We start from the raw sequence: 11,516 nt of genomic DNA, 5'->3' as shown, positions 1-11,516 counted from the left end.
CGTCAGCCAGCGCCGGAAGCCGCGGTCCCGTACCGCCCAGGTCTCGCGATGACCGTCGATCTCGAGATCGGCGTAGGCGATGCCGTCGGACGTGCGGAACAGCTGGACGGTCTCGGCCACGGCCAGAAGCTGGCTCACCTGCCGAGAAGCAAGGGGGGCGATGGCGCCCGATCGGCCCTGCCCCTCCGTCTCGACGCCGAGCTCGCGCAAGCATCCGAGAGCGTCCCGGATCACCTCGCGCAATTCGTCGACACGGTCGCTCGATTTCTGGCCAGGCGTTTCCTCGCCGACCGGCTCCCCATCGGCCACAGCCGAAGGCTCGCGCATGATCCATCCTCCTTGATGCTGCGCAGTCGCCGGCAACGTCCCATCGCCAGCGTCTGCCCAAGCTAGCCGGGACTTGCGTGGCGTCAATCCCGGTCAGCCAGAGTTTCGACAGGAACCGCCCCCGATCCGGTCCAGGTGCGGCGACATGCTCATTCTCCTTCGCAGCAACTGGCGCCTTCCGAGCCGCCGCGTTCTCGATCACCGACAGTCGCTCTGAAGCTCTGAGGCAGTCGCCGAACGAGACCTGGGTGCCGCATGGCCCGGACGCGCTGGCGGGAATGGTTGGCTCAGATCGGGACCCACATTGATGTCGAACTGCGATGTGCCGACTGAGCGACGTTACGAAAACCGACGCGAATGACCCACAGCGGACATGTCCCAATCATCGACAGCGACAGACCTCGCGCGGTTGTACACCTGCCTACCTCCTCATGAGTTGGTCGTAGACCAACTTGTAGGAGTCGGGACCGATGGCGACGTCGCCCTGGAAGGGCCGGTCAAGGGCAATGATCACGAACAGGTTCATGCTGAGGAAGCCTGCCAGGCTGACGACGAGCGCTCCCTGGCACCATGCATTGTCCGCGCGGAAGAGCAGGCTGAGCAGCACGCAGCCGATCGCACCGGGCAGGAGTACCCACCACAGGACGCCGGGCAGGCTGGCAACTTCTTGCGGTCATGCGCATTCAGGACCGATCAGCACGCTATCTCGCTACGGTGATTGAATTGGTTTGCGCAGTTTGATGCACCTGCTCAGGCCTGGAATTGGCCCTGCTCGAGAGCAAGGCGCGGCTGCAGAAGCTGCTTGCCGGCGCACCGACGGCGCTGGTCTACGTCGAGCACATGACTGGCGACGGCGCCCGCATCCTCGAGCACGCCTGCCGGATGGGTATCGAGGGCATCGTATCGAAGCGCGCTGCCTCGCCGTATCGGTCGGCCCGGTCGACGGCCTGGATCAAGGCCAAGTGCGAGTGCAGCGACACGTTCGTTGTCGTGGGCTTCGAAGTCGAGAAGCCTGGGCGCGTCCACGGCCAGCACTTGGCTTGGCAGAAGGGCGCGGGGCTGCTCTATGCCGGGTCAGTCGAGATCGGCATTGACGACGTCACGGCGCGCGAGTTGCACAAACGCCTCGCGCCACTGCGGCAGCCTCGATCGCCGCTTCCTGCGGCTGTGAAAGGCTCCAAGCTGAAATGGGTTGAGCCGCGAGTTCTGGTCGACGTGGCCTTTCCGAATATCAGCGAGGACGGCCGGCTGCGGCACCCGAAGTTCAAGGGTGTTCGAAGAGACCCGTAATGCTACCGTTTGACGCCCTTGGAGAGCGGGAAATTCAGATGAGGCCTCTATCCGTCGTTGTCTTATGGACGGCACTTATCGTTTTGTTGGTCAGCGTCGGAACGGTGGCGGCGCAACAATCCGGGCGGATTTACAAACTCGGATGGCTTTGGCTTGGCAGGCCCGGTCTTGTCCCGGTTCCTGCCGAAAAGTGGGCCGGTGACTGGGCCGCTTACCGAGACGTCCTGCGTGACGCTGGCTTTGTCCTAGGAAAAAACTTGGTCGTTGAACAGCGACATGCGAGCGGGGACGAAAGCCAGCTTATGACCGAAGCCGAAGCCTTGGTTGGCGCGGGCGTTGATGCAATCGTTACGCAAGGAACTCCACCAACTGTCGCGGCAATGCAGGCAACCAAGAGCATACCGATTGTCTTTTACGGCGTCGGCGATCCAGTTGAAAAGGGCGTAATCGCTAGCCTCGGAAGGCCCGGCGGGAATGTAACCGGGATGGCTGTCCAAATTGCCATGCCCAAGCAGTGGCAGCTACTGCACGACGTCGCTCCAGCCGTGCGGCGTGCTGGCTTTCTCGGGAACGCAGGGAACGTTCCGGCTGCGGATCGACGCACGGCCTTTGAGGCTTTCCAGGTTGAGCGAATGAGGACGAGCGCGGCTGCAGTGGGTATCGAGCCGATTCGCATGCGGGTAAATTCACTGGGAGATGTCGAGCCCAAGTTTGCCGCGCTAGCTGCTGCGGGCGATGCCGGGGTGGTCGTTGTCAACGATGCGCTGTTGGTCAGTCAAGAATGGCGACCTGTCATCCTGGAGCTGGCTCTCAAATACCGTTTGCCTACTTCTTGCGCCCAGAGCCCTCCGTGGGCCAGCTCAGGCTGTTTGGTGACGTACATTGAGAATTGGAACGCCATCCTGCGGGGCGCCGCCGCCCAGACCGTCAAAGTCTTCAAAGGTGCCGCGCCCGACCGCATCTCCGTAGAACAACCCACCGACTACAAGCTCGTAATCAATGCCAAGACAGCAAAGGCGCTCGGCCTAACGGTGCCTCCATTCCTGCTAGCTGCTGCTGCGGAGGTGATAGAGTAAGACGGCATCCAGGAGACCGGCGGCTTCGTCGTCACCTTCGCCTTTGCACTGATCATCATCTACCTGTCGCTGGCCGCCCTGTTCGAGAGCTTCCGCGATCCGCTGATCATCCTGTTCTCGGTGCCGATGTCGATCGCCGGCGCGCTGGTCTTCCTGATGGGGCGCAGCACCGTGGCGTTTCCCGGCGCCACGCTCAACATCTACACCCAGGTCGGTCTGGTCACCCTGATGGGCCTGATCAGCAAGCACGGCATCCTGATCGTCGAGGTCGCCAACGAATTGCAGGCCGCCGGCAAGTCGCGGCGCGAGGCGATCGAGGAAGCCGCGGCGATCAGGCTGCGGCCCATCCTGATGACCACGGCGGCGATGGTGCTGGGCGTGGTCCCGCTGATCGTCGCCACCGGCGCCGGCGCACTGTCCCGCTTCAGCATGGGCCTGGTGATCGCGAGCGGCCTCTCGGTTGGCACGCTGTTCACCCTGTTCGTGGTGCCTGCCGTCTACCTGATGCTCGCCGCCGACCATTCGAAGAGCTCGCCGACGCGTCGGCTGCCGACTGATCCTGCAGTGAGAATCGCAGTTGCAATGAATCGCGCCAGGGATTGCGCAAGATGTGAGATCACATTCTCGCTCGATTCACGGTGCTCAATCTCCATCCCTGTAGGTTGGAGAGGTGCACATGTCGTCACTGATCTTCAAGAGCGTGCCCGGGCATTGGCAGGGCAATGACTACAAGGACAAGAAAGCCGTCATCAAGGACGGCCAGATCGTCAAACCGGCCGAAAAACACCAGGTGTCGATGACGAGCGTGTCGATCGACAACCAGAGTCCATTTGCGCTCATCTTCATGACGCACATGAACATCGATTTCGACGGTGCCGCCAACGCCTACGGTCCATCGGACAAGGACACGCTCGATTGGATCGATAATGCGGGCCGCCAGACCCACTACTATGGCGTCATGTCGGTCCTGCCGACGGCAAAGAACCCGGTCGGCACCGACGGCATGATCACGGCCGATGACGGCACGAAGGTGAAGGTGGATCCGCGGTATCCTGACGCGAAGGGATATCTTCCCGTGGTCCAGCAATCGGGACCGTTCGCCGGCTACTTCGTTTCCACGACGTCGAAGAGAAATCCCGCCGGAAGCAAGTCGAGATACGAGCAATCGTACTATGTTGATTCGGCTGCGGTGCCGTACAGCGCCCTCTCCGGTGGACTGCATGGCCAGGGCGTCGGAGACGGCAACTACGGGATGGCGATCCGGCTCGATACGTTTGCGACGGCAGGCTTCCAGTTCCTCGGCGGAGAGGGAAACGCTTCCCATGCCGTCGGCGAGTGCTCGTACAAGGTCTTTCTCGACATCGGCGGGAAACCGAAGAAGCGCAGCGAGTCGTGGGTCAACAACAACTTCCCGACGTGTTTCGTCGTCTTCCCCCATTCGAATGTCCCGGCATTCCTGTGTACGACTTTCGTGCAGCACTCCGGCGACATAGCCGCCTTCATCGCGCTGCAAGCACAAGTAGACAAGCGCTCGCGCGGGACATCGGCTCTGGCGGCTTTCGACAAATGGGTCGCCGGCGGCCGAAAGGAAACTCCGAAGGACTATTCCGCGATCGCCATGGCGCTGCTCAAGTTCGGTTACGTGCCGAACCTGATGTCAACGCTCAGTGCCTGGCAATCCGTTCCCAGAGCGCTTTTTCCTCGAAGCACGCTGGGGATGACCTCATACGGGGGGAGGGGCATAGGCCGCGTTCGAAGGGTGGGCAACAGACGAACGTCTCGAAGGATGGGCAAAGGGCGAAGGGTGTCGCAGCACCCCTTCACTGCCCGACCCTTCGAGACGCGGCCCTTCGCGTGGCTCCTCAGGGTGAGGTCATTGTTGAGTGCTTGATCAGGGAAGGGGACTGGGGCTCCAGGTCGAAGACGGCGGACGGCCTGGAAGAGCATGAACCTGATCCCATCGCCGTCAGCGCGCGGCCACTGGCGCAGCGCCACCAGGCCGCCGTCGATCGGCAGCATGAGGCCGGTCACCCAGCGCGCTTCGTCCGAGGCGAGATAGACGGCGCCATGGGCGATGTCCCACGCCGTGCCTTCGGTCTTCATCGGCACCATGTTCCGCCGGCGCTCGCGCGCCTCCGTTCCCATATGCGCCACCATCGGCGTGTGCACGGAGCCGACGACGATGCAGTTGGCGCGGATGTTCTGGGTCGCATAATCGGCCGCCACCGACATCGTGAAGCCGTGCAGGCCGGCCTTGGCCGTCGAGTAGGCGACCGCGCCGGCGCTGCCCATCAGGCCGAGTGCGCCGGCAATCGACGACACCATGATGATCGATCCGCTGCCGCCCTCCTTCATCTTCGGCAGGCAATACTTGGTGCACAGCATCGTCGTCGTGAGGTTGGCCTCGATCACCTTGTGCCAGTCCGCAAGGGTCACCGTCTCGGGCGTGCCCGGCGCGCCGATGCCGACATTGTTGTGCAGGATGTCGAGCCGGCCGTACTGCTTCACCGCGAAATCGGCCATCGCCTCGGCGGCTTCTGGCTTGGCAACATCGGCAGCGAACACCGCCGCCTCGCCGCCCTCGTCCTTGATCTGGCGGGCGAGCTTCTCGGCCCGTTCGGCGCTGCGATTGACCAGGACGACCTTGGCGCCCTCGCGCGCAAAAAGAATGGCCGTGGCCATGCCGTTGCCGACGCCCTCGCCGCGCGGCGCCGCGCCCGTCACCACTGCCACCTTGCCCTTCAAGCGGTCCGCCATGGTCTCTCTCCCGATCGAATGCTATCTCCGCGCACCACCTTAGCGGGGAGCCTCGCATCATGACCAGCAACTCCACGACCTTCGAAGGCGGCTGCACCTGCCGGCAGGTGCGATATCGCATGACGGCAAAGCCGCTGTTCGTGCATTGCTGTCACTGCCGCTGGTGCCAGCGCGAGACCGGCGCCGCCTTCGCGCTCAACGCCATGATCGAGGCCGATCGGGTCGAACTGGTGAGCGGCGAGCCGGTGATGACGGCAAGTGATGACACCGCATCGCGGTGTGGAGCTATGGCGGCGCCGGCGACGCCGTGGCCTTCGTGCGCGTCGGCTCAGAAGATGCCGCCCGACATCCACATCTTCACCCTCATGGCGGCGCCGGCGACGCCGAGGGCTTCGTGCGCGGCGGTCGCCGAATACTACGACACCAAGAAGACCTGGCCGGCCGAAAGCCTGGCACGCCGCGAGTGCTGCCCGAGCGCCAGGCGGAGCAGGGGACTTCGCCATTGACCGACGTCCTGGCCGGCCGAAAGCTGGTACGGCGGGACGCCCCAGGCGGAGCCGACTTCTACTGGAGCGGGCGTCCCGCCCGTGCTTGAGGTCGGCGACCAGGGCGGCGACGATCCGCGTGCCGACGCCGACCACCAGCAGATCGTTGTCGACGCGCACGTAGTGATAGCCCGCCGGCGAGGGCGAGAGCTTGGCGATCAGCGCCGGCGGCGGCGCCTCCCCCTTGATGCTGTCGGCGAGTGGCTGGTCGAGCCGCCATTGCGACTTGCCTGCACTGGGCGCCAGGCACGCGTTGCTCATCTTGACCAGCGGCATGGGGCAGCGGCCGGCCGCCATCTCGGCGCGGTAGTAGGCGTAGACGGCTTCGCGGTCGCGCTGCGGCACCGTCATGTTGAGTGTCGGCAGCGGCGACTGCGACGCCGGCGGTGGCGCCGCCGGGTTGGCCGGACGATTGGCGGGCCCCTGCGCCAGGGAGGGCAGGGCGCCGAGAATGCCGGCGAGGGCCAGGGCTGCAAGCGCTACAGTGCGCATGGTCAGGCCTTCCAGTAGTCGGACAGTTTCGTCGCCAGCCACCGCGTCAACGCAGCGTTCACAGCAACCGGCTTCTCCTGCGCCATCCAGTGACCCGACTGCACGACCGCCTCGGTCAGATCGACACAGTCGCGGCGCATCGGCTCGGGCAGCTTCGAGGTCATGGTCTCGCAGGTCGTGTCGTAGGCGCCGTGCAGGAACAGCACCGGCATGGCGAGCTTTCCGTCCTTCACCGAACGCTTGGCATAGGCGCCGTTGGCTTCGTGATTCATGTACCACGAGTCCGGACCGAAGAAACCGTTGCGGGTGAGTGCCGCCGTGTAGGCTTCGAGATCCTGCCCGGTCAGCACGTCCGCATCGCGCGGCACGTCGGGACAGGCGCCGCCGCCGAACCATCCCCCGGCCGCGCGCACCATGGCGGTCGGCGCAGGCTTGCCGACGCGCGCCGGATCGCCCTTGCGGAACAGCGCCTTCACCACGTTGCGGATGCTGCCCTCGAAGCTCCTGCACGCCTTGTCGAAATTCTCGCGATAGAAGAGCTGGTAGTCCCATTGCCCGGCCGGGAACTTGTCCTCGGGATAGACCGAGCGGTCGACCAGCGGCACCACGGTGTCGAGCGTGAAGCCCGACGCGAGGTAGGGCACGCAGAGGCTCACCACGCCGGCCGTCTTGTCGGGATGGTGCGAAGCGATGTTCCACACCACCGGGCTGCCCCAGTCGTGGCCGATCCACACCGCCTTGTCGCGACCGAGCGCGGCCAGCAGCTCGAGCATGTCGGCGACGATCAGCTCCTGGGCAAAATCCTCGTGGCGCGTGTAGGTATCGGAGCGGCCGTAGCCGCGCATGTCGGGCGCGACGCAGCGAAAGCCCAGCGCCGCCAGAGCCGGCAATTGATGGCGCCACGACCGCGAGAGCTCGGGCCAGCCATGGCAGAAGATCAGCAGCGGCGCTTCTTCCGCCCCGCAGGCGAGGTAGCCCGTCGTGTGGCGCGCGGACTTGACGGTGTGCTCGGTGATCGGGAAGGTCATGGCGAGGGGAGAGTCACATGGAAATCGACACCGGCACAACCGAACTCTTGTGCAACGTGAAGGACGGCGTGGCGCTGATCACGCTCAACCGGCCCGAGGCACGCAACGCCATGTCGGACAAATTGACGCCGGCGCTGCGCACCCAGATCAGGGACCGTGGCGATGACCCGAACGTTGGCGCCCTCCTGATCACCGGCGCCGGCACCGCCTTCTGCAGCGGCGGCGACGTCAAGGGCATGGGCGGCCGCGGGCCGCGCGGGCAGATGAGCTTCGAGGAGCGCCTGGGCGACCTGCGCTGGCGCCAGGCGGCGCTGACCGGCGCGCTGGTCGGCCTGCGCAAGCCCACCATCGCCGCCCTTCCCGGCGCGGCCGCCGGCGCGGGCCTCGCGATCGCGCTGGCCTGCGACATCCGCATTGCCGCCCGGTCGGCGTTCGTCAGCACCGGCTATGCCCGCGTCGCCCTGTCGGGCGATTACGGCATCGCCTGGCTGCTCACCCGCACCATCGGCTCGGCGCGGGCGCGCGAGCTGATGTTCACCGCCGAGCGCGTCGACGCCGAGCGCTGCGAGCGCATCGGCCTGGTGAACCGCGTGGTGGCCGACGACAAGCTTCAGGCTGAAGCGTTCGCGCTGGCCAAGTCGCTGGCCGAGGGCCCGCGGGTGGCGCTGCGCAACATGAAGGACAATCTCGACGACGCGCTGCACATCGACTACCCGACCGCGCTGTTCCGCGAGGCCGAGCGCCTGGTTCAGGCCTCGCGCACCGAAGACCACAAGGAAGCGGTGCGGGCGTTCGTCGAGAAGCGCAAGCCGGTGTTCGTCGGAAAGTAGCTCATGTTCCCCATTGCCGGGAGCGCGCCACTCCGTGGCGCATCATCTTCTCCTCCCTAACGAAGTTGGGGAGGTGTCCGCGTCTTCGCGGACGGAGGGGTCATGAGCAGCGGGACCGTGGCCTTTGACCCCTCCGCCCCGTATGACAGGGCACCTCCCCACTTCGCGGGGAGGATTCATGAAACCCTGACCGCCCGCTTGCCGCGGTTGTTTCCTTCGAACAGGCCGATCAGGGCCTGCGGCGCCTTGTCGAGGCCGTCGACGATGTCGACGACGGCCTTGATGCGGCCGTCGGCGACCCACTGCGCCAGGCGCGCTTCGGCCGGCTCGCGCTGATCGAAGAAGTCCATCACGATAAAGCCTTCCATCCTGAGGCGCTTGGTGACGACCAGGCCGGGCACCGCCATCGGTCCGGGCGCCGGCTTCTCGACGTCGTATTGCGAGACGTTGCCGCAGCCCACGATGCGGCCGCGCTGGTTCATCAGCGACAGCGCCGCGTCGAGCACCGGACCGCCGGTGTTGTCGAAATAGACATCGACTCCACCGGGGCAGACGGCCGCCAGCGCCCGGCGCACGCCACCCGCCTTGTAGTCGACCGCGGCGTCGAAACCGAGCTCGCGCACCAGCCAGTCGCATTTGTCCTGGCCGCCGGCGGTGCCGACGACGCGACAGCCGGCGAGCTTCGCGATCTGGCCCACCATCGTGCCGACGGCGCCGGCCGCGGCGGAAACCAGCACCGTGTCGCCGGGCTTGGGCTGGCCGACCTCGAGCAGGCCGAAATAGGCGGTGAGCCCGGTGATGCTGAGCGGGCCCACCAGGTGCTCGAGCGGCGCCTGGGTCGTGCGCCTGGTGAGGCGCCGCTCCGGCAACGCGGCATAATCCTGCCAGCCCCAGTCGCCCTCGACGATGTCGCCGGCCTTCAGGCCGCCCGATTTCGACTCGACCACCTCGCCGATGGCGAAGCCGCTCATCACCTGGCCGGGCTCGAGGGCATCGCGGTAGGTCTTGCCCATCATCCAGGCGCGGTTGGCCGGATCGAGCGACAGCATGCGCGTGCGCACCAGTACCTCGCCATCGCTGGGCGCCGGGATCGCCGTCTCGGTCCATTGGAAGGTGTCGGGGCCGATCTTGCCCTGGGGCTGGCGGGCGTAGAGCCATTGACGGTTCATGTGACGGTTCCTGGGGGATCAATCCTGGTAGTGGGCGGCGCGCTTCTGCAGGTTGGACATGACGGCTTCGATCTGGTTGGCCGAGCCGATCAACTTCTGCTGCTCCACCGACTCCGCCAAGAGGCCAGCCTTCGCGTCGGTCGCCACCGCGTCGTTGAGCAGCCGCTTGGCGGCGCGCACGGCGTCGGGGCTCTTGCCGGCGATGTCGCGCGCCGTCGCCAGGGCCGATGCACGCGGATCCTCGACAATCCTGGTCACGAAGCCCAGCCGCTCCGCTTCCGTCCCGTCGAACACCCGGCCGGTGTAGGTGAGCTCGCGCACGATGTCCTCGCGCGCCAGATGGCGCATCAGCTGCGTGCCGGCGAGGTCGGGCACCAGGCCCCACTTGATCTCCATCACCGAGAAGCGCGTGTCCGATGTGGCGTAGCGGATGTCGGCACCGAGGGCGATCTGGAAGCCGCCGCCAAACGCCACGCCGTGCACGGCGGCGATCACCGGCACCGGCAGGTCGCGCCACAGCCAGGCGCAGTGCTGCGGCCGGTTGGCGATGCCGTGCGTGCGCACCGTGAGGTCGCGCGCCCCCGGCACGCCCGCGCCGTTGTCCTTCATGGCAGCGAAGCTGCCCATGTCGAGACCGGCGCAGAAGGCGCGGCCCTCGCCCGACAGCACCACGGCGCGCAGGCCCTTCATCCTGGCGAGCTCGGCGCCGGCCTCGATGATGCCCTCGAACATGGCGGGATCGAGCGCGTTCATCTTGTCGGCGCGGATCAGCCGGACGTCGGCGACGCCGTCGGCGAAATCGATCGAAACCCTGTCCTTCATTTGTCGTTCTCTCCGTTCAGCCCCGTGTTCAACCATTCCCGCAGTCGGCGCTTGACCTCGTCCTGCGACACCGGGGCGTCGGGCTTCGGCCACATCAGCACGGCGATGCCGCGCTGCACGTCGGCATAGGTGCAATCGTCAGGCAGGCGATCGAGCAGAGCCCTGACTTCCGCCTTCACATTCGTCATCGCGTCACCATCATCCAAACGGCCTGCACGATATAGACCGTGCCGATCACCAGGATCACGCGCCGGGTCCAGCGATAGAATTGCTTGTCGGACATACGGTCGAGGAAGCGGCGCGACAAGGTCGTTCCGAGGATGGCGAACACCGCGGCGTAGCCCATCACCAGCCATTGCGCCGCGTCGCGGCCGGCCGGATTGTCGATCAGGCCGGCGAAATAGGTGACCTTGGTGAGATGCCCCAGCACCTGGGCCGCCGCCTTGGTCGAAATGTTGACCTGCCGCGTCATGCCGGTGCGGACGTAGAAGATATCGAGGACCGGGCCGGTCACCCCAGACACCAGCTGCATGGCGCCGCCGATCGCGCCGGCCAGGAAGGCCTGGCCGCCCCGCTCGATGTTGGGTGCGATGCGCTGCGGCACCGACAGCGCCACGAACGGCGTCAAGCCGAGCACCATCAGCACCATCGCCTTGTCGGGCACGAAATCGAGCGACGAGAAGGCCAGCAGCGAAGCGCCCGACCCCAGGCCGAAATTGAGCACCACGCGCCAATTGACGTGATGCCGCCACAGCCACGCCCGCCAGGCGTTGGCGGCGATCTGGATGACGCCATGGAACACCATGGCGACCGGCACCGGCAGCAGCGCCAGCAGAAAGCCGATCAGCAGCATGCCGCCTGCCATGCCGAAGATGCCGGAAATGAACGATGTCACGACGGCCACGGCCGCCAGAGCCACCAGAACGGGAACTGAAAACATCCAACCGCGGCGTAACCCAGAGGCAGACTGGTGTCGAGCAGTGCACGCCCCCCTCCCCAGCGTCTTCGCTGGGGAGGTGTCGCCGTCTAAGGGCTTTTGGCCGCTCTGCGGCCAAAATGCCTAGGCGACGGAGGGGTCATGAGCCACAGTCACGATGCTCATGACCCCTCCGTCCGCGATGACGCGGACACCTCCCCAAGCGTAGCTTGGGGAGGGGGATGAGAACATTCCCATTGTCCG

At 65.8% G+C, this 11,516-nt stretch carries 11 protein-coding genes and 2 pseudogenes; 5 read left to right on the top strand and 8 right to left on the bottom strand.

What is annotated here, in order from left to right; all coding sequences use genetic code 11:
• Both ACILR9_RS32020 and ACILR9_RS32015 read right to left on the bottom strand, forming a co-directional pair.
• A pseudogene (locus ACILR9_RS32020) lies at window positions 1-327 on the bottom strand (hypothetical protein); the annotation flags it as partial.
• 421 nt (window positions 328-748) lie between these two features.
• Entirely contained in the window at window positions 749-934 is a 186-nt protein-coding gene (locus ACILR9_RS32015; protein WP_395714044.1) for a hypothetical protein, read from the bottom strand.
• Window positions 935-1,089: 155 nt separating this feature from the next.
• On the opposite strand from ACILR9_RS32015, the gene ACILR9_RS32010 reads away from it, so the two are divergent.
• From ACILR9_RS32010 to ACILR9_RS32000, 3 genes and pseudogenes are all read left to right on the top strand, one after another.
• Window positions 1,090-1,617: a hypothetical protein gene (locus ACILR9_RS32010; RefSeq protein ID WP_395714043.1), complete on the top strand. Its 528-nt coding sequence runs from the start codon at window positions 1,090-1,092 to the stop codon at window positions 1,615-1,617.
• On the top strand, window positions 1,617-2,693 hold the full coding sequence (locus ACILR9_RS32005) for an ABC transporter substrate-binding protein (RefSeq protein WP_395714042.1): 1,077 nt from the start codon (window positions 1,617-1,619) through the stop codon (window positions 2,691-2,693). The genes ACILR9_RS32010 and ACILR9_RS32005 overlap by 1 nt, the downstream gene beginning before the upstream one ends.
• Before the next feature lie 6 nt (window positions 2,694-2,699).
• Window positions 2,700-3,224, top strand: a pseudogene (locus tag ACILR9_RS32000) (efflux RND transporter permease subunit); the annotation flags it as partial.
• 1,107 nt (window positions 3,225-4,331) lie between these two features.
• On the opposite strand, the gene ACILR9_RS31995 reads toward ACILR9_RS32000, so the two are convergent.
• The gene (locus ACILR9_RS31995; RefSeq protein WP_395714041.1) at window positions 4,332-5,450 is read right to left on the bottom strand and encodes an SDR family NAD(P)-dependent oxidoreductase; all 1,119 of its coding nucleotides are present in this window, start codon (window positions 5,448-5,450) and stop codon (window positions 4,332-4,334) included.
• A 59-nt stretch (window positions 5,451-5,509) separates the two neighbouring features.
• Here ACILR9_RS31995 and ACILR9_RS31990 point away from each other — a divergent pair, with 59 nt between their 5' ends.
• Entirely contained in the window at window positions 5,510-5,956 is a 447-nt protein-coding gene (locus ACILR9_RS31990) for a GFA family protein (RefSeq protein WP_395714040.1), read from the top strand.
• 533 nt (window positions 5,957-6,489) lie between these two features.
• On the opposite strand, the gene ACILR9_RS31985 is transcribed toward ACILR9_RS31990, so the two are convergent.
• Entirely contained in the window at window positions 6,490-7,515 is a 1,026-nt protein-coding gene (locus ACILR9_RS31985; protein ID WP_395714039.1) for an alpha/beta fold hydrolase, read from the bottom strand.
• 17 nt (window positions 7,516-7,532) lie between these two features.
• On the opposite strand from ACILR9_RS31985, the gene ACILR9_RS31980 reads away from it, so the two are divergent.
• Window positions 7,533-8,345 carry an enoyl-CoA hydratase-related protein gene (locus ACILR9_RS31980; RefSeq protein WP_395714038.1) on the top strand — a complete coding sequence of 271 codons (813 nt, stop codon included), beginning with the start codon at window positions 7,533-7,535 and terminating at the stop codon, window positions 8,343-8,345.
• 176 nt (window positions 8,346-8,521) lie between these two features.
• On the opposite strand, the gene ACILR9_RS31975 is transcribed toward ACILR9_RS31980, so the two are convergent.
• From ACILR9_RS31975 to ACILR9_RS31960, 4 genes are read right to left on the bottom strand one after another with little or no spacing between them, the layout of a single operon-like run.
• Window positions 8,522-9,514, bottom strand: a complete 993-nt coding sequence (locus tag ACILR9_RS31975; protein ID WP_395714037.1) for an NADP-dependent oxidoreductase — start codon at window positions 9,512-9,514, stop codon at window positions 8,522-8,524.
• A gap of 18 nt (window positions 9,515-9,532) precedes the next feature.
• Complete coding sequence (locus ACILR9_RS31970) at window positions 9,533-10,336, bottom strand: crotonase/enoyl-CoA hydratase family protein (protein WP_395714036.1); 804 nt, start codon at window positions 10,334-10,336, stop codon at window positions 9,533-9,535.
• On the bottom strand, window positions 10,333-10,524 hold the full coding sequence (locus tag ACILR9_RS31965) for a hypothetical protein (RefSeq protein ID WP_395714035.1): 192 nt from the start codon (window positions 10,522-10,524) through the stop codon (window positions 10,333-10,335). Before ACILR9_RS31965 ends, ACILR9_RS31970 begins: the two co-directional genes overlap by 4 nt.
• Window positions 10,521-11,276 (bottom strand): TSUP family transporter, encoded by a 756-nt coding sequence (locus tag ACILR9_RS31960; RefSeq protein WP_395714034.1) that lies wholly within the window; start codon window positions 11,274-11,276, stop codon window positions 10,521-10,523. The genes ACILR9_RS31965 and ACILR9_RS31960 overlap by 4 nt, the downstream gene beginning before the upstream one ends.
• Between the last annotated feature and the right edge of the window lie 240 nt (window positions 11,277-11,516).

This window comes from Reyranella sp. (genome assembly GCF_044224635.1).
GTDB lineage: Bacteria > Pseudomonadota > Alphaproteobacteria > Reyranellales > Reyranellaceae > Reyranella.
Note: the sequence above shows the minus strand (reverse complement) of the source record. Positions and strands in the feature narration are given on the sequence as shown.